This is a genomic window from Pantoea sp. ICBG 985, from assembly GCF_002928365.1.
Classification (GTDB): domain Bacteria; phylum Pseudomonadota; class Gammaproteobacteria; order Enterobacterales; family Enterobacteriaceae; genus Pantoea; species Pantoea dispersa.
Window position 1 is genome coordinate 18067 of the sequence record NZ_POWM01000009.1, and the last position, 18207, is coordinate 36273.

Annotated in this window: 17 protein-coding genes; 10 read left to right on the plus strand and 7 right to left on the minus strand. The window is 58.2% G+C overall.

Annotation, left to right across the window (positions count from 1 at the left end; all coding sequences use genetic code 11):
* Nucleotides 1-34: 34 nt before the first annotated feature.
* The 3 genes from metF to metB form a co-directional block, all read right to left on the minus strand.
* Nucleotides 35-931, minus strand: coding sequence for a methylenetetrahydrofolate reductase (gene metF, locus C1Y42_RS21130; RefSeq protein WP_104094283.1), 897 nt, complete (start codon nt 929-931; stop codon nt 35-37).
* Between the two features lie 215 nt (nt 932-1146).
* Entirely contained in the window at nt 1147-3579 is a 2433-nt protein-coding gene (locus tag C1Y42_RS21135) for a bifunctional aspartate kinase/homoserine dehydrogenase II (RefSeq protein WP_021506835.1), read from the minus strand.
* A 2-nt stretch (nt 3580-3581) separates the two neighbouring features.
* Nucleotides 3582-4742 carry a cystathionine gamma-synthase gene (gene metB, locus C1Y42_RS21140; protein WP_021506836.1) on the minus strand — a complete coding sequence of 387 codons (1161 nt, stop codon included), beginning with the start codon at nt 4740-4742 and terminating at the stop codon, nt 3582-3584.
* Between the two features lie 279 nt (nt 4743-5021).
* Here metB and metJ point away from each other — a divergent pair, with 279 nt between their 5' ends.
* Complete coding sequence (metJ, locus tag C1Y42_RS21145; RefSeq protein ID WP_007885403.1) at nt 5022-5339, plus strand: met regulon transcriptional regulator MetJ; 318 nt, start codon at nt 5022-5024, stop codon at nt 5337-5339.
* 77 nt (nt 5340-5416) lie between these two features.
* On the opposite strand, the gene rpmE is transcribed toward metJ, so the two are convergent.
* Nucleotides 5417-5632 (minus strand): 50S ribosomal protein L31, encoded by a 216-nt coding sequence (rpmE, locus tag C1Y42_RS21150; protein WP_021506837.1) that lies wholly within the window; start codon nt 5630-5632, stop codon nt 5417-5419.
* A gap of 276 nt (nt 5633-5908) precedes the next feature.
* On the opposite strand from rpmE, the gene priA reads away from it, so the two are divergent.
* The 6 genes from priA to C1Y42_RS21180 all read left to right on the plus strand — a co-directional run bounded on the left by priA (nt 5909) and on the right by C1Y42_RS21180 (nt 12895).
* The gene (priA, locus tag C1Y42_RS21155; protein WP_104094284.1) at nt 5909-8107 is read left to right on the plus strand and encodes a primosomal protein N'; all 2199 of its coding nucleotides are present in this window, start codon (nt 5909-5911) and stop codon (nt 8105-8107) included.
* A 124-nt stretch (nt 8108-8231) separates the two neighbouring features.
* Nucleotides 8232-9311 carry a DNA-binding transcriptional regulator CytR gene (gene cytR / locus C1Y42_RS21160; RefSeq protein ID WP_370445720.1) on the plus strand — a complete coding sequence of 360 codons (1080 nt, stop codon included), beginning with the start codon at nt 8232-8234 and terminating at the stop codon, nt 9309-9311.
* A gap of 153 nt (nt 9312-9464) precedes the next feature.
* The gene (gene ftsN, locus C1Y42_RS21165; protein WP_072208558.1) at nt 9465-10364 is read left to right on the plus strand and encodes a cell division protein FtsN; all 900 of its coding nucleotides are present in this window, start codon (nt 9465-9467) and stop codon (nt 10362-10364) included.
* A 142-nt stretch (nt 10365-10506) separates the two neighbouring features.
* Nucleotides 10507-11037: an ATP-dependent protease subunit HslV gene (gene hslV / locus C1Y42_RS21170; protein WP_031279590.1), complete on the plus strand. Its 531-nt coding sequence runs from the start codon at nt 10507-10509 to the stop codon at nt 11035-11037.
* Between the two features lie 11 nt (nt 11038-11048).
* Nucleotides 11049-12383 (plus strand): HslU--HslV peptidase ATPase subunit, encoded by a 1335-nt coding sequence (gene hslU / locus C1Y42_RS21175; RefSeq protein WP_058758145.1) that lies wholly within the window; start codon nt 11049-11051, stop codon nt 12381-12383.
* Nucleotides 12384-12532: 149 nt separating this feature from the next.
* Nucleotides 12533-12895, plus strand: coding sequence for a YibL family ribosome-associated protein (locus C1Y42_RS21180; RefSeq protein WP_021506843.1), 363 nt, complete (start codon nt 12533-12535; stop codon nt 12893-12895).
* Nucleotides 12896-12901: 6 nt separating this feature from the next.
* Here C1Y42_RS21180 and C1Y42_RS21185 read toward each other — a convergent pair whose 3' ends face one another.
* The 3 genes from C1Y42_RS21185 to C1Y42_RS21195 form a co-directional block, all read right to left on the minus strand.
* A complete protein-coding gene (locus C1Y42_RS21185) occupies nt 12902-13864 on the minus strand; it encodes a VirK/YbjX family protein (protein ID WP_104094285.1) in 963 nt (320 codons plus the stop codon).
* 177 nt (nt 13865-14041) lie between these two features.
* Complete coding sequence (sodA, locus tag C1Y42_RS21190; protein ID WP_021506845.1) at nt 14042-14659, minus strand: superoxide dismutase [Mn]; 618 nt, start codon at nt 14657-14659, stop codon at nt 14042-14044.
* Between the two features lie 158 nt (nt 14660-14817).
* Nucleotides 14818-15843 (minus strand): LacI family DNA-binding transcriptional regulator, encoded by a 1026-nt coding sequence (locus C1Y42_RS21195; protein WP_104094286.1) that lies wholly within the window; start codon nt 15841-15843, stop codon nt 14818-14820.
* Between the two features lie 312 nt (nt 15844-16155).
* Here C1Y42_RS21195 and C1Y42_RS21200 point away from each other — a divergent pair, with 312 nt between their 5' ends.
* From C1Y42_RS21200 to C1Y42_RS21210, 3 genes are read left to right on the plus strand one after another with little or no spacing between them, the layout of a single operon-like run.
* Nucleotides 16156-16596 carry a PTS sugar transporter subunit IIA gene (locus C1Y42_RS21200; RefSeq protein ID WP_021506847.1) on the plus strand — a complete coding sequence of 147 codons (441 nt, stop codon included), beginning with the start codon at nt 16156-16158 and terminating at the stop codon, nt 16594-16596.
* Nucleotides 16597-16615: 19 nt separating this feature from the next.
* Nucleotides 16616-16882 (plus strand): PTS sugar transporter subunit IIB, encoded by a 267-nt coding sequence (locus C1Y42_RS21205; protein WP_021313417.1) that lies wholly within the window; start codon nt 16616-16618, stop codon nt 16880-16882.
* A 35-nt stretch (nt 16883-16917) separates the two neighbouring features.
* Entirely contained in the window at nt 16918-18180 is a 1263-nt protein-coding gene (locus C1Y42_RS21210; protein WP_058758148.1) for a PTS ascorbate transporter subunit IIC, read from the plus strand.
* Nucleotides 18181-18207: the final 27 nt, after the last annotated feature.

An 18207-nucleotide genomic window follows, 5' to 3' on the forward strand; every position in this document is an offset into this window, starting at 1 on the left:
CTGAGGCCCCCTTCTCTTTTTTATCCTTTCACGCTTATGCCGCCAGCGTCGGGCGAACACCCAGCGTGTGGCAGATGGCGTAGCTCATCTCGGCGCGGTTCAGCGTGTAAAAATGAAAGTCCTTCACCCCTTCGCGCGACAGGATTTTCACCATGTCCATGGCGATGTTGGCACCGACCATTTTGCGCGTTTCCGCATCATCATCCAGCCCGTCAAACATGGCGTTCATCCAGCCCGGTACGCGCACGTTGGTCATGGTGGCGAAACGCTGCAGCTGTTTAAAGTTGGAGACCGGCAGAATGCCCGGCACGATCTCCACGTCGATACCGGTGGCCACGCAGCGATCGCGAAAGCGCAGATAGCTCTCCACATCGAAGAAAAACTGGGTGATCGCGCGACTGGCGCCGGCATCAATTTTTCGCTTCAGGTTGATCAGATCTGCCTGCGCACTCTTCGCTTCCGGATGCACTTCGGGATAGGCCGCTACCGAGATGTCGAAATCACCGACCTCTTTCAGCAGCGACACCAGATCGCTGCCGTACATGTCTGGTTTGCCGCCGCCCGGTGGTAAATCGCCGCGCAGCGCCACGATATGACGAATGCCGTTATTCCAGTAGTCACGCGCAATGGCGCGCAGTTCATCACGCGTCGCATCAATACAGGTGAGGTGCGGTGCCGCTTCCAGTCCGGTGCGCTCTTTAATGTCTTTGATGATGCTGTGAGTGCGATCGCGCTCGCCGGAGTTGGCTCCGTAAGTGACCGAGACGAATTTGGGTTTCAGGCTGCTCAGGCGGTCGATTGAGTTCCACAGGGTTGCTTCCATTTCGCTGGTGCGGGGCGGGAAAAACTCAAAAGAGACATTAATTTGCCCGTTCAGCTCAGCCAGGCTCTGGTTCAGCGCTTCGCGCTGATTGGCATGAAAGAAACTCATCCTGTTACCTCATCATCACATATCGATTAATTTGCGAACCGCGAACATCCATACGTTTAGACGTCCAGATGCACAAAATGAACGATCTTCAGCTTAGCGTCAACATAAAATTGCTTGCCGGGCGTGACAAATATTCAACCAAAGTGAAAGGGATTCACCTGACGGGGGAAGCAGAGGAAAAAACGCAGACAGCGGACGCCGTCTGCGCAGCAGGTTTACAGCAGTTGGGCGAGACGATTGATATCAGACTGTAGCGCACCGGCGGTGACATCCCGGCCGGCACCTGGCCCGCGGATCACCAGCGGATTGTCGCGATACCAGCGGCTTTCGATGGCAAACACGTTATCGCACGGCAGCAGCGCCGCCAGCGGATGCTCCGGACGCACCGCTTCCACGCCAACGCGCGCTTTACCGTTGGCATCGAAACGCGCCACGTAGCGCAGCACCAGCCCCATCTCCTGTGCGGCTTCGAAGCGCTGCAGCATCTGCTCGTTCAGCTCGTCGGCGTTTTCAAAGAAGTGGTCGATGGATTCACCTTCGCACTGTGACGGCACCAGTGATTCAACCCGCACCTGATCCGGCTCGATATCGTAACCGGCTTCGCGCGCCAGAATCACCAGTTTGCGCATCACATCCTGACCGGAGAGATCGACGCGCGGGTCGGGCTCGGTTAAGCCCTGCTGCCACGCCTGATCGACCAGCTCGCTGAACGGCACCGTGCCGTCAAACTGCAGGAACAGCCACGACAGGGTGCCGGAGAAGATACCGCTGATCGCCAGAATGCTGTCGCCGCTTTCACGCAGGTCGCGCACCGTATGATTGACCGGCAATCCGGCACCCACGGTCGCGTTATACAGCCAGTGGCGACCGGTTTTGGCGAAGGCATCGCGTACCTGACGCCAGCTCTGGCCGCTGGCAGCGCCGGCCACTTTGTTGGCGCTGATGACGTGGAAGCCGTGGCTGGCAAAATCGTGATACTGCTGCGCCAGCGAATCACTGGCGGTGACGTCGAGCACCACCAGATCGTCAAACGGGTGCGCGCGCATCCACAGGAACAGCGACTCTTCGTCGCGCGCTTCGGCTTCATCATCAAAGAAGGCCAGCGCCCGGCTGGCGTCGAGACCGTCATAGCTCAGCAGGCTGCGGCTACTGTCCGCCACGCCCGCCAGCACAAATTCAAACCCGGTACGCGCCGACAGCGTCTCCTGCTCGCGCGCGAACAGCTCCAGCCAGCGTGAACCGATATTGCCTTTGCCAAACAGGATCAGGCCGATGCGCTTCTCGGCGCGGAACAGCGACTGGTGCAGTCCCTGAATCAGGTGCTGGGTCGGTCCGACGCGCAGCACCGCCACCAGGCTGATGTGATCTTCTGACTGCCAGACGAATTCGACCGGCTGGTCTTTGATCTGCTGCCAGAAGCGATGGCTGTGCAGCGGATTACGCGTTACGCCAGCACCGACCAGCGCCACCAGCGCCAGACCGTCGCGCAGCTGCAGATGACCGGGCAGCGCCGCGTCCTGCAGCAGGTTGAAGGCGCTGTTGACCACTTCCGAGGTGTAACACAGCTGCAGCAGGCGACGATCCGGATGGATACCCATCGCCAGCGGACGCAGCTGCGCGCGCTTCAGCAGCAGATCGATCTCTTTCTGCTGGGTGGCAAAATCGTGGCTATCAGGAATCTGAATCTCAACCAGGCAGACATCGTCGTGGCTGGTGACAATGCGCGCGCCGGTGCCGGACGCCAGCACGCGCTCAATGCGCGTTGAGCCCTGCTCCGGCTGATAGCTGCAGCGCAGCTGTAAATCGATGTCGCTGTTGGAGACCGGCTGCAGCGTACGCGTGTGCAGCACCGGCGCCGCCAGTCGGGCCAGCTCGCTGGCCTCATCCAGCCGCAGCAGCGGCAGCAGGCAGGCATCGGAGACCTTACGCGGGTCCGCGCTGTAAACGCCAGCCACGTCGCTCCAGATGGTGACGCGGTTCACGCCTGCCAGCGCGCCAATCTGCGTTGCCGAGTAGTCAGAGCCGTTACGGCCGAGCAGTACGGTTTCGCCCGCTTCGCTGCGGCTGATAAAACCCGTCACCACCAGACGCTTATGCGGATGCTGCGCCAGCAGCGCCTGCAGCAGCGGCCAGGATTTGCCTTCATCTACCTGCGGCTGTGCCGCACGTTCGGCACGCAGAAAGTCGCGTGCATCCAGCCACGCCGCTTCGATATCACGCTGGCTGAGCACCGCCGCCATCAGGCGCGCCGACCAGATTTCGCCGTGGCCGACCACTTCGGCGTACACCGCATCGGTGATGGCGCCGTCGAGCAGCGCAGCCAGGCGTTCAAGATCGCGGATGAAGGCTGCGGTCAGGGTTTCTGCATATTCAGCAGGCAGCAGTGCAGCGATCAGCTCGCTGTGAAAACGGCGTAACGCCTGTTGCACCTGATGGGCCGATAAGCGATCGCTCTGGCTCAGCTTGAGCCAGCTAATCAGCTGGTTAGTGGTGCTGCCTGCGGCAGAGACCACCATTAAGTCGCCCGGCTGGCTGTAATCGGCCATGATACCGGCGACGCGCTGATAACAGCGCGCGTCGGCCAGGCTACTGCCACCAAATTTATGCAACTGCTTGATCGGCGTTCCCGCGCCTGCTGAAATCGTCATGGTTACCCCTCGGCTGCGATCCTGAATGCATTATCCAGGTCGGCGATTAAATCTTCGTGATCTTCAATTCCGACAGAAATACGCAGCAGCGAGTCGGAAATGCCCGCTGCGGCACGCGCGTCCGCCGACATGCCGGCGTGCGTCATGGTGGCGGTGTGCGAAATCAGACTTTCCACGCCGCCCAGCGATTCCGCCAGCGTAAACAGCTGCAGCGCTTTCAGGAAGCGGCGCAGCCGCGCCTCATCGGCGTCGAGTTCAAAACTGAGCATGGCGCCAAAACCGCGCTGCTGACGCGCGGCAAACTGGTGTCCGGCGTTCTCTGGCAGAGACGGATGATACAGCTTTTTCACCAGCGGTTGTTGCTTCAGGTAATCAACAATCGCCAGTGCGTTACGCTGCGCCGCCGCCATGCGCGGTGCCAGGGTGCGCAGGCCGCGCAGCAGCAGATAGCTGTCAAACGCCGCGCCGGTGACGCCAATGTTATTCGCCCACCAGGCGAGTTCCGTGACCAGCGCCGGATCTTTAGCGATAACCGCACCGGCCACCACGTCCGAGTGACCGTTCAGGTATTTGGTGCAGGAGTGGATCACCAGATCGGCACCCAGCGCCAGCGGGTTCTGCAGCGCCGGGCTGAGGAAGGTGTTGTCCACTACGCTCACCGCACCGGCAGCACGCGCGGCGGCGCAGATGGCCGCAATGTCCACCACGCGCAGCAGCGGATTGCTCGGGCTTTCGACCAGCACCAGCTTTGGCTTTTCCGCCAGCGCCGCCGCCAGCGCCGCTTCATCGCCCTGATCGACAAACTTCACGCGGTAAGCACCGCGCTTGCTCAGGCTGTCAAACAGACGATAGCTGCCGCCGTAGCAGTCGTGCGGCGCCACCAGCAGATCGCCTGGCTTCAGGAACACCGTCGTCACCAGATGAATCGCCGACATCCCGGTGTTGGTCAGCACCGCGCCCGCGCCCCCTTCCAGCTCAGCCAGCGCGCGCTGGACCACATCGCGCGTCGGGTTACCACGGCGTGAATAGTCATGCGCGCGCGGCTCGTTGAAATCGAGGAAGTTATAGGTGCTGGAGAGGTGAATCGGTGGGACAACGCAGCCATATTGCTCGTCATCATTCAAACCGCTGCGTACTGCGATGGTTGCCTGTTTACGCGTCATGGTGCTTACTGTTCCTGAAGTGTAATAAAAAAGTGGCAACAGAATAACATTCCGCAACTGGACGTCAATACATCTGGACATCTAAATGTCTTTGCGTATAGATTGAGCAAAGCCGCAATACCCGCTAAAATTACGCGTCATCGCCTGGTGTTCAGCGCGCTTTCCTGTGAAACGCGATGTGTAAGCATAAAACCGGCAGTTTAAGCGGTCAGGCATCGAAAAATCGGGCATAATCAACGGATTTCCCCATATTCAACTTTTTATTGATTAAGGTAACCCATGGCTGAATGGAACGGCGAATATATCAGCCCTTACGCTGAACACGGTAAGAAGAGCGAGCAGGTTAAGAAGATTACAGTTTCTATCCCGCTGAAAGTGCTGAAGATTTTAACGGATGAGCGTACCCGCCGTCAGGTGAACAATCTGCGTCACGCCACCAACAGCGAACTGCTGTGCGAAGCCTTTTTGCATGCCTTCACCGGGCAACCGCTGCCGAATGATGTTGATCTGCGTAAAGAGCGCAGCGACGAGATTCCGGAAGAAGCAAAACAGATTATGCGTGAGATGGGCATCGATCCCGACAGTTGGGAATACTAAGGCCAGAAATAAAAAAACCCAGCCGAGGCTGGGTTTTTTCTTGCAACCGAATCGTGAAGATTCGCCGGCAAATAATCTTATTTCTTGCTGCCCGGGATGCTGAAACGCTTGTTGAAGCGATCAACACGACCACCAGAGTCAACAACACGCTGCTTACCGGTGTAGAACGGGTGGCATTTGCCGCACACGTCCAGGTTCAGGGTACCAGTCATGGTTGAACGGGTGTTGATCACGTTGCCGCAAGAGCAGGTGATGGTCACAGCTTCGTATTTCGGGTGAATACCTTGTTTCATGGGAGAACCTCATAAAAGGCCGTGTCGCTCTCCGTGCCAGGCGAACCTGCACAGCACCACACGCGGTTAATAAATGGTGTATCTTTGACGAGTCATCTCATCAAAGGCGACATAGTATACAGAAAATGAGCGCATTGATCAAATCCGCGCAATGCGCCGTGCTCTGTCACTCCGGATAAACACCTGCAGCCAGCGCCGCCGCGCGCTGAAGTATGACGGGGGTGACGCCAGCGTGTACACTACTTCTCCTTTTTACAGAACCGGATAGAGATCGACATGCCCGTTGTTCAGGTTGCCCTGCCCGTTCCGCTGCCTCGCCTGTTTGACTACCTGCTGCCCGCCGATGCGCCGCAGCCGGTGGCCGGCGCGCGCGTGAGCGTGCCGTTCGGCAACCGGAAAATGACGGGCATCGTGGTTAGCACGCGCGCCACCAGCGATCTCCCCCTTGCCCAGCTGAAACAGATTGCTGCGTTGCTCGACGACCGCTCGCTGTTTTCGCCGGCGCTGTGGCGCATCCTCAACTGGGCCGCCGGTTACTATCACTCTCCGCTCGGCGAAGTGCTCAGCCATGCGCTGCCGGTGCTGCTGCGTCAGGGCAAGCCGGCCCAGGAAGCGCCGCTGTGGCAGTGGGTGATCAACGACGCCGGACGCGAAGTGGCGCTGGAAAGCCTGAAGCGCGCGCCGAAACAGCAGCAGGCGCTGGCGGCGTTGCGTCAGCGGCCGCTGTATCGGCATCAGATCGGCGAGCAGGATTTTACCGATGCCGCGCTCCAGGCACTGCGTGCCAAAGGGCTGTGCGACCTGCGCGAACATGCGCCACAGCAGCACGACTGGCGCGCCAGTTTCGCGGTGAAAGGTGAACGGCTGCGACTGAATACCGATCAGGCGATGGCGGTGGGCGCCATTCGCAGTGAGGACGAACATTACGCCGCGTGGCTGCTGGCAGGCATTACCGGATCGGGTAAAACCGAGGTCTATCTCAGCGTGCTGGAGAATGTGCTGGCGCGCGGTAAACAGGCGCTGGTACTGGTGCCGGAAATTGGCCTGACGCCGCAAACCATCGCCCGTTTCCGTGAACGCTTCGATGCGCCGATTGATGTGCTGCACTCGGCGCTCAATGACAGCGAGCGTCTGGCGGTCTGGTTGCGCGCGCGCAGCGGCGAGACCGCCATCGTCATCGGCACACGATCCGCGCTGTTCACACCGCTGGCGCGGCCGGGCGTGATCATCATTGATGAAGAACACGACAGCTCCTACAAACAGCAGGAAGGCTGGCGCTACCAGGCGCGCGATCTGGCGGTATTCCGCGCTCACGAAGAAGATGTGCCGATTGTGATGGGATCGGCGACGCCGGCGCTGGAGACGCTGCACAACGTGCGTGTCGGCAAATATCGCCAGCTCAACCTGACCAAACGCGCCGGTAACGCCAAACCGGCGCTGCAGCAGCTAATCGATCTCAAGGGACAGCAACTGAAAGGCGGTCTTGCGCCGGCGCTGCTGGGCAAGATGCGCCAGCACCTGCAGGCGGATAATCAGGTTCTGCTGTTTCTCAATCGCCGCGGCTTTTCGCCGGCGCTGATGTGCCACGACTGCGGCTGGCTGGCGGAGTGTCAGCGCTGCGACAGTTATTACACGCTGCATCAGCAGCATCGTCAGCTGCGCTGTCACCACTGCGACAGCCAGCGTCCGCTGCCGCATCAGTGTCCGGGCTGCGGTTCAACCCATCTGCTGCCGGTCGGCGTGGGCACGGAACAGCTGGAGCAGCAGCTCAGCACGCTGTTTCCTGGCGTACCGGTGTCGCGCATCGATCGCGATACCACCAGCCGCAAAGGCGCGCTGGAACAGCATCTGGCCGATGTGCATCGCGGCGGGGCGCGCATTCTGGTCGGCACGCAGATGCTGGCCAAAGGCCATCACTTCCCGGACGTGACGCTGGTATCGCTGCTGGATGTTGATGGCGCGCTGTTTTCCGCCGATTTCCGTGCCGCCGAGCGCTTTGCCCAGCTCTACACGCAGGTCGCCGGCCGCGCCGGCCGCGCCGGTAAGCAGGGCGAAGTGTTACTGCAGACGCACCATCCGGAGCATCCACTGCTGCAAACGCTGCTGCATCGCGGCTATTTTGCGTTTGCCGATCAGACGCTGCTGGAGCGCCAGTCTGTGCAGCTGCCGCCGTGGACCAGCCACGCACTGTTTCGCGCGGAAGATCTGGATAATGCGCAGGCGGCGGAGTTCCTTACGCAGCTGCGTAACCTGCTGGAAGCCAGCCCGCTCAAAGATGAGGCGATGTGGCTGATGGGGCCGGTGCCGGCGCTGGCACCGAAGCGCAGCGGACGCTGGCGCTGGCAACTGCTGCTACAGCATCCGTCGCGCAAGCGGCTGCAGCAGTTGCTGAGCAGTTCACTGCCGCTGGTCACCACCCTGCCCGCCGCGCGCAAAGTCAAATGGACGCTGGATATCGACCCCACCGAGAGTTAAGCCGCGCCACATCTGCGAGTCAGATCGAAAAAAGTCGCACAAGTCACAATTTTTATGCAAATTAAGTAACAACCTCACACGGCGTTGGGTTAACAATAGTGCCCGTCCCGGCTCTGGGCCGGCTATGTGTGAATATCTATGCGCTGTACCGCGTCAGGAGTTAACGTTGGATCAGAAGCAACCCTCATCGGCAGCCACCATGAAAGATGTGGCCGAGCAGGCTGGCGTCTCCACCGCCACGGTTTCGCGCGCGCTGATGAATCCGGAAAAAGTCTCCGCCGCGACCCGGCAGAAAGTGGAACAGGCGGTGCAGGCGGTCGGCTATGCGCCGCACGGTCTGGCGCGCAACGCTAAACGCGGCGACACGCAAACCATTCTGGTGATTGTGCCGGACATCTGTGACCCTTTCTTCAGCGAGATTATCCGCGGCGTGGAAGTGACCGCCGCGCAGGAAGGCTATCTGGTGCTGATTGGTGACTGCGCGCATCAGGATCAGCAGGAGAAAACCTTCCTTAACCTGATGCTGACGCGCCAGATTGACGGCATGGTACTGCTGGGTTCGCAGCTGCCGTTTGACGCCGGCATTGAAGATCAGCGCAATCTGCCGCCCATGGTGATGGGCAACGAGTTCGCGCCGGAGATGGCGCTGCCCACGGTGCATATCGATAACCTGACCGCGGCCTTTGAAGCGGTGAATCATCTGTTACAGCTGGGCCATCGGCAGATCGCCTGCATCACCGGACCGGAACATATCCCGCTCAGCCAGTATCGGTTGCAGGGCTACATCCAGGCGCTGCGCCGCAGCAATATCGCCATCGATCCCACGCTGATTGTGCACGGCGACTTCACCTTTGAAGCCGGTGCCAGCGCGCTGAAGCAGCTGATGAGCCTGCCGCAGCCGCCGAAAGCCCTGTTCTGCCATAGCGATCTGATGGCGCTGGGCGCGATGAACCAGGCGCGTAAGCTGGGAATGCGTATTCCGCAGGATCTGTCGGTGGTCGGCTTCGATGATATCGAGCTGGCGCAATACTACGATCCGCCCCTGACCACCGTGGCACAGCCGCGTTTTGCCATTGGCCGCGAAGCGATGCTGCTGCTGCTGGATGAGCTGCAGGGCAAACGGGTCAACAACGGTTCACGCCTGCTCGACGCCGAACTCCGCGTCCGCGGCAGTACTGCACCGGCAGCAAAACGCGAAAAATGAATGCGGGAACCCTGCATTTTCAGCAGATTCTGAAGGCAGACTGTGCTGGTCAAAGTTCCAGCCCTTGAGTAACATGACGCATTCCTTGCCGGGCAAAATTAACACCCCATTTACACGCCCAGTGGCATTTTTTTGAAGGGTATCAGAACGAAAGTGGCACAGAGAGATTACGTAGGCCGCGGGCGTTCAACAGGGACGCGTCGCAAAAAACCCGCAGGCCGCAGCAAGAAAAGCAAAGGCGGCTCCGGCACTTCAAAGCTGATGATAGTACTGGCCGTGGCAGTGCTGGTGACCTTTGCCGGTGGTTTATGGTTCATCTCGCATCACAAAAAAGAAGAAACACCGGTGATTCCGAATCATAAAGCCAACGGTAATGGCCTGCCGCCGAAGCCGGAAGAGCGCTGGAAGTACATCAAAGAGCTGGAAAATCGTCAGGTGACCGTGCCGTCGCCCACCGAGCCGTCTGCCGGTGGCGAAATCAAGTCGCAAACCCAGCTGACCGACGAACAGCGTCAGCTGCTGGAGCAGATGCAGGCCGATATGCGCCAGCAGCCGACCCAGCTGAATGAAGTGCCGTGGAACGAACAAACCCCGGCTCAGCGCCAGCAAACGCTGCAGCGTCAGCAGCAGGCACAACAGCAACAACAGCAGTTGCAGCGTCAGCAGCAGCAGTTACAGCAGCAGCGTCAGCAACAGTTGCAGCAGCAACGCCAGCAGGAATTGCAGCAGCAGGCGGCACGCCAGCAGCAGCAGCAGGCCGCACCGATCACTCGCGAGCCGGCGAAGCCGCAGGAGAGCGCCAAAGCCAAAACGGAAGAGAAAGCGAGCACCCAGCGCTGGATGGTGCAGTGTGGCTCGTTTAAAGGCACCGATCAGGCGGAATCGGTACGCGCCGGTCTGGCGTTTGAAGGTTTCGAAAGCCGCATCACGACTGGCGGCGGCTGGAATCGCGTGGTGATTGGGCCGTTTAAAGACCGCAGCAGCGCAGACAGCACCGTGAAGCGCCTGCACAGCTCCGGCCACAGCAGCTGTATCCCGCTCGCCCTGCCTTAACCCTCCCTGCTCGCCCCCGGCAATTTGCAGCATCAGATATTGCCGGGGGTTGAAACCCCACAGGATTACCCCATATCTGGTTGCATGATACGCCGCGCCCGCTGCGCGGTGTCTTTTTTCCACTGCAACAAGGGGTCTGCCCGTGACAACAATAGTAAGTGTACGACGCAACGGCCGGGTCGTGATCGGCGGTGATGGCCAGGCGACGCTCGGCAATACCGTAATGAAAGGCAATGTTAAAAAGGTGCGTCGTCTTTACAACGACAAAGTGATCGCGGGCTTTGCTGGCGGCACCGCAGATGCCTTTACCCTGTTTGAACTGTTCGAACGCAAACTGGAGATGCATCAGGGCCATCTGGTGAAAGCCGCGGTCGAACTGGCGAAAGACTGGCGTACTGACCGGATGCTGCGCCGCCTTGAAGCGCTGCTGGCGGTTGCCGATGAGAACTCCTCGCTGATCATCAGCGGTAACGGTGACGTGATTCAGCCGGAAAATGACCTGATTGCCATCGGTTCCGGCGGGCCTTACGCCCAGGCAGCCGCCCGCGCGCTGCTGGAGAACACGGAGATGGGTGCGCACGATATCGTAGCCAAAGCGCTGAATATCGCCGGTGATATCTGCATCTACACCAACCACAACATTAACTACGAAGAATTACCGTCTAAGGCGTAAGGACCAAAACCATGTCTGAGATGACTCCACGCGAGATTGTCAGCGAGCTTAACCGCTTCATCATCGGCCAGGACGGCGCCAAAAAAGCGGTCGCCATTGCGCTGCGTAACCGCTGGCGCCGCATGCAGCTTGACGAAGAGCTGCGCCATGAAGTGACCCCAAAAAATATCCTGATGATCGGCCCGACCGGCGTCGGTAAAACCGAAATCGCCCGCCGTCTGGCGAAGCTGGCCAATGCGCCATTCATCAAAGTTGAAGCCACTAAATTCACCGAAGTCGGCTATGTCGGGAAAGAAGTGGATTCGATTATTCGCGATTTGACGGACTCCGCCATCAAGATGGTGCGCAGCCAGGCGATCGAGAAAAACAAATACCGCGCTGAAGAGATGGCAGAAGATCGCATTCTGGATGTGCTGATCCCGCCAGCGAAAAACAACTGGGGCCAGCCGGAGCAGAGCGCTGAGCCGTCCGCTGCGCGCCAGTCGTTCCGCAAAAAACTGCGCGAAGGCCAGCTGGATGACAAAGAGATTGAGATCGATCTGGCTGCTGCGCCGATGGGCGTTGAAATCATGGCGCCTCCGGGCATGGAAGAGATGACCAGCCAGCTGCAGTCGATGTTCCAGAACCTCGGCGGCCAGAAGCAGAAACCGCGTAAGCTGAAAATCAAAGATGCGATGAAGCTGCTGATTGAAGAAGAAGCGGCCAAGCTGGTGAACCCGGAAGAGCTGAAGCAGGACGCCATCGACGCGGTTGAACAGCACGGTATCGTGTTCATCGACGAAATCGACAAAATCTGTAAGCGCGGCGGCCAGTCGTCGGGCCCGGATGTGTCACGTGAGGGCGTACAGCGCGATCTGCTGCCACTGGTGGAAGGCTGCACCGTGTCCACTAAACACGGCATGGTCAAAACCGACCATATCCTGTTTATCGCCTCCGGTGCGTTCCAGGTGGCCAGCCCGTCGGATCTGATTCCGGAGCTGCAGGGTCGTCTGCCGATTCGCGTTGAGCTGCAGGCGCTGACGGTCAATGATTTCGAACGCATCCTGACCGAGCCGAACGCGTCCGTGACCGTACAGTACAAAGCGCTGATGGGCACCGAAGGCGTTAACGTTGAATTCACCGAAGACGGCATTCGTCGCATCGCCGAAGCGGCGTGGCAGGTGAACGAAACCACCGAGAACATCGGTGCACGTCGTCTGCACACCGTGCTGGAGCGCCTGATGGAAGATATCTCCTACGACGCCAGCGATCGCAACGGCGAATCGATCACCATCGATGCCGAATACGTTGGTCAGCATCTGGATGAACTGGTGGCCGACGAAGATCTCAGCCGCTTCATTCTGTAATTCCAGTCAATACCCAGCCTTGCGCTGGGTATTTTTTTGCCCGCCCGCCGCGCTGTACCCGATTATCCCGTTGCCTCTGTTGTCGCTGCGCTGCAAAAGCGGGCGGATTTGATGTATCCTTTGCCTGTTTTCCTTAATGAGTTTTCCCAATGAAAGAACAAGAAAAAGCCGAGATTAAACGTCTCAGCGACCAGCTGGACGCGCTGAATCGCAAAGAACCGCAGCTGCTGGAAGCGGGCGATGCCGAAAAGCTTGGCGCGCTGCTGAAAGAGAAAGAGACGCTGGTGCAGGAGATAGAGCGTCTGCGCAACGTGCGCGAAGAGAAGCTGAGCAAAGAAGCCCAGCAGCTGAAAAAGCTGCCGTTCAGCCGTGAAATCACCAAAAAAGAGCAGGCGAACATGGGCGCGCTGAAGAAAAGCGTGCGCGGCCTGGTGGTGGTACACCCGATGACCGCGCTGGGACGCGAGATGGGGCTGAAGGTGATGACCGGCTACGCAAAGCAGCCGTTCTGATTGCCGTTACGCGGCGTGGACCACGTCGCGTTCTGCCCCGGCAGCCTGCAGCACCTGCTGCGCCAGCGTATCCAGCAGGGCATAGCGGCGGCGATACTCCGCGCGCTTCTTGCTGGCAATCTCTTCCAGATCTTTACGTGCCATGCTCAGCGGCAGCGTAAACAGCTCATCACCCCGCATTTCCCCGCCCAGTGACAGCCAGAACTCGCTATAGCTGGCAAAGAATTTATCACCTTTGCTGTGACGGTAGCGCAGGCTGCGGAAAACATGGGTGGTATCACCGACGGCGGTAATGGCCTGTACGCCGCACTGTGCCGCCAGAATAAATACCGCTTCCATCAGCAGACGCTTAGGAAATACGCCGTGCGCGGCTTTGGTGGCATCGCGAATAACGTCACTGGAAATATGTTTCCGCGGCCCCTGCAAGCCTCCAATTAATAGCGTGCGCTGCTGCTGTTCCTGAATAATAGAGAATGACAGCGAGGCCAGCGTCATATCCTGATAATTGAGCAGCAGTGTAATTTCCCCTTCCCGGTCGTAATGGCCGGAGCAGCAATAAAGCGCAAACTGCTCCTCGTTTTTGCCGGTGAAACGGGCAAGGAGATTACCGCTCGGGCTCAGCAGCAACTGGCGCAGCTGATTATTCGCCAGCCTATCCATCAATTGATAATGATCGAGAATCGCCTGCGCACGCTGCGCCACGCTGAAACCGGCGCGCAAATAGGGACGATGCGGCTTAGCCGGCAGTAAGCCCTGGCTGTTTAACAGCTGCGGCAGAAAAGAGAGTTTGGCCAGCTGATGGAGATAATTAAAGGTGGTCAGTGGAAACACCGCTGACCTTAAGGCAAATTTCAGGCGAAATTGCTGGCTATTCCACAGCTTATTTGGCCGCAGCTTTCCACTGACTAAAGGTATAAACAGCGCGGCCGACGAAACGGAGTCCGGCTCAGAATGTGTAATAATAGACATGATTATTTTTACGTCGCGAGATAACTGAAGGCTACTGTATGCCCCAAATTATCAACGGCGCGTTAATAACCACTTTAGCCTGGTCATGACGTGGAGTTTGTTGAGCTGCGGTTTAGGATGGTGATAAAAAAACCGGTGCACGCAGGCACCGGTTATTCACATAGCGTAAGCCAGAACTTATTTTGCCGAGGCGAAACGTGCCGCTGCTTCGTCCCAGTTCACCACGTTCCAGAACGCTTTGATGTAGTCAGGGCGCTTGTTCTGATACTTCAGATAGTAAGCGTGCTCCCACACATCCAGACCGATGATTGGGAAACCAGACACGCCAGCGATGGCTTCGCCCATCAGTGGGTTGTCCTGGTTAGCGGTTGAAACGACCGCCAGCTTGTCGCCTTTTTTCACCAGCCACGCCCAGCCAGAGCCAAAACGGGTCGCAGCCGCTTTCTCGAACTCTTCCTGGAATTTCTCAACGCTACCGAAATCTTTTTCGATTGCCGCTTTCAGGTCGCCCTGCAGCGTGGTGCCGGTTTTCAGGCCTTTCCAGAACAGGCTGTGGTTAGCGTGGCCGCCAGCGTTGTTACGCAGTGGGCCTTTTTTGTCTGCTGGCAGCTGATCCAGTTTGGTGATCAGTTCATCAACCGGCAGATTTGCGAATTCGGTACCTTCCAGCGCCGCGTTGGCGTTGTTAACGTAGGTCTGGTGATGTTTAGTGTGATGGATTTCCATCGTCTGCTTGTCGAAGTGCGGTTCCAGTGCGTCGTAGGCGTACGGCAGGGATGGCAGTGAATAACTCATGTTCTTCCTCTCCATTTAGTGTTTGGCAGCACAACCTTGCTGGTGTGCCGCATAAGCAGTCGGATCATTATAGTTAAAATCATGATCCGGAAAAGGGTTATCAATGCCTTAGTAATGATAAGGATTTGATCAATCTGGCAAAAGGTGCGCACACACGGCTACACCTTATGCGTACTGGCGCGCACCTTAAGCTGCACCGGCAGCTCATTGATGGCAGGCGGCTCGTCGCCGTTGAGCGCCGCCAGCAGGCGTTTACCGGCCATGCGCCCCATCTCCTCGTACGGCAGCACAATGCTGGTCAGCGGCGGCGAACATACCGCCGCCAGCGGGCCACCGCCGATGCTGGCAATCGCCAGCTGGCTGGGCACCGAGACGCCGGCTGCGTGACAGGCCATGATGGCGCCGCACGCCACTTCATCGCTGGTACAGATCAGGACGTCCAGTTCCGGCCAGGTGAGACGGATCTCTGCCAGCAGGCTGTGGCCGGCGGCAAAGGTGGGCATTTTCGGTGAGGTCACCACGCGGTGCGGTGCCAGATTCAGCGCCAGCATCCCGCTGTGCCAGCCATTGAGCAACTGACGGAAAATAGTGCTGTGCGTTTGTGTACACAGCAGGCCGGGATAGCGATAGCCGCGCTCCACCAGGCTGTTTACCAGCTGGCGAATGGCTTTCGCATAGTCCACGCCGATGCTGATGCCGGCAGAATCCTGATGCACGCCGCCGATGTCCATCACCGGCAGGCCGGAGTTGCTCAGCAGGCGCTGCGCTTCGGCGGCATTGTCGAAATTGAAGTGCACCATCGCGGCCGGGTTGTAAGAGAGCAGCATCTCGATCAGCTCGCTCTCCTCCGCCGCCGAATGATTGGCTTCGGCCAGCATCATGTTATAGCCCTGCGGCCGCAGCACCTCCTGCAGCGCCTCTGACACAATCGCGCTGCCCGGCGTCGCAAAAGATGGTACCACCATGGTGATCAGCCGCGACGAGGCTGACGCCAGGTTACGCGCCTGCACGTTGGGCACATAGGCCAGTTCCGCGACGGCCGCGTCGATCCTTGCGCGAATTTCGGGCGACACTTTCTCCGGCATACGCAAAGCGCGCGACGCCGTCATGGCGCTGACACCGACCAAACGGGCAACATCGGCCAGCGTACTTTTGCCGGTACTGCGCCGTCGTTTTTCTGTCATGCGTTCTCCTGTCTCTACCCTACTGGTTCCGGGTAGCGCTCGATTTATCCGCACGCAGCTTAAAACCAAAAGCAAATTGGTGCCATGTTAAAAACCACAGAATCGGGCATGTCTCATTGGCTGCGTGATTTTCGCTGGCCTGAGCATGTCACCCCGGCCTCAGCGTGACAAACCGCGCGCGCAAAAATGTTATCGCTAACACATTTTTTAACATCATTCGTGTTAGCGCTAACTTTTGCGAGCAACATCACAGAACCCAGGCGATAAAATCACCTACAGTGCACCGCATCGACGAATAAACAGGAATTACTGATGCTCACTCAATGGCTGACACCGCAACATATCCGGGTAATAGACGACGTTAGCGACTGGCAGGAAGCGGTGCGTTTATCGGCCGAGCCGCTGCTGGCGGAGGGGGCAATTACCCCGGCTTATCTGGATGCGATCTTTACCTCGCATGCTGAGCTGGGTCCCTATTATGTGCTGGCGCCGGGTCTGGCGATGCCGCATGCGCGTCCGGAACAGGGTGCGCGCAAAAACGGCCTGTCGCTGCTGCATGTAAAACAAGGCGTGAATTTTGCCGCCGATGAAAACGACCCGGTATTTGTCGTTATTATGCTGTGCGCCCTGTCTGGCGACGATCATATTCAGATGATCACCGCGCTGGCTGAGGTGTTCAGCGACGAATCCCGCCTGCAGCAGTTGCTGTCGGCATCGACCCTGCCAGCGATTGAAGCTGTCATTAAAGATTAATCACCAGAGAAACCTGAAAATGAAAAAAGTACTGATTGTGTGTGGAAACGGTTTAGGCAGCAGCTTCATTGTGGAAATGAACGTGAAGAAAATTATTAAGGAGCTGGGTAAAGAGGCTGAAGTGGGTCATACCGATTTAACCTCTGCCAAATCTGAGCAGGCCGATATTATCATCAGCGCTAAAGATATCGCTGACCAGCTGTCGAGCCACAGCGCACAGGTATTTGGCCTGAGCAATTTACTGGATAACGCCAGAATCAAAGAAATTCTCGCCGACAACCTGTAATTGACCCGACGAAATTTACTCACACGGAGTAATTTATGCTGCAGTTTATAATTAAGGATGTTCTTGGAACACCCGCTATACTTGTCGGCCTTTTTTCCCTGATTGGTTTATTACTGCAAAAGAAACCGGTATCCGATGTGATTTCCGGTACGCTAAAAACCATCATGGGTTTTGTTATTCTTATCGCCGGGGCCAACTTAATTGCGGCCACCCTGACCATCTTCAGCCAGCTATTCGAGCACTCGTTCAATATTCAGGGCGTAGTGCCGAATACTGATGCAATGGCCGCGCTGGCACAGAAAAACTACGGTACCGAAACCGCGATGATCATGGTGTTCGGTATGCTGGTGAATATTGTGCTGGCGCGCATCACGCCGCTGAAATACATCTTCCTGACCGGGCACCATACGCTGTATATGTCGGCCATGCTGGCAGTGATCCTGTCGGTGGGCGGCGTGCACGGCTTCTGGCTGGTGCTGATCGGCTCGCTGATTCTCGGCACCATGATGGTGGTATGTCCGGCGATTCTGCAGCCGTTCACCCGCAAAATCACCAACTCGGACGACCTGGCGCTGGGCCACTTTGGCTCCACCGGCTACCTGCTGTCGGCGCTGGTCGGCAAAGCGGTGGGCAAAGGCAGCCCATCAATTGAAGAGCTGAAAGTACCGAAAACCCTCAACTTCCTGCGCGACTCGTCCGTGGCAATTTCGCTGACCATGATGATTCTGTTTGTCGCGCTGGTGCTGGTCGCCGGTAAAGAGTTTACCGAAAGCCAGGTGAGCGGCGGTCAGAACTTCATCGTCTTTGCCATTATCCAGTCAATCACCTTTGCTGCGGGTGTTTACATCATTCTTGCCGGTGTACGCATGGTGATTGCCGAGATCGTCCCGGCGTTCAAAGGCATCGCCGATAAACTGGTGCCGAACGCAAAACCGGCGCTGGATTGTCCGACGGTCTTCCCGTTCGCGCCGAACGCCGTAATCATCGGCTTCCTGTGCAGCTTCGCCGCCGGGCTGATCAGCATGTTCCTGTGCCCGCTGTTCGGTCTGAGCGTGATTGTGCCGGGCCTGGTGCCGCACTTCTTCTGCGGCGCGACCGCTGGCGTCTACGGCAACATCACCGGCGGACGGCGCGGTGCCATCATCGGTTCCTTTGTCCAGGGGCTGCTGATCTCCTTCCTGCCCGCCATTCTGCTGCCGCTGATGGGTGACCTTGGCTTCGCGTCCACCACCTTTGGTGATGCGGACTTCGGTATCGTCGGCATTGTGCTCGGCCACATTATTTCGTTCTTCCATTGATGTCACAGACAGCGCCTGCGGGCGCTG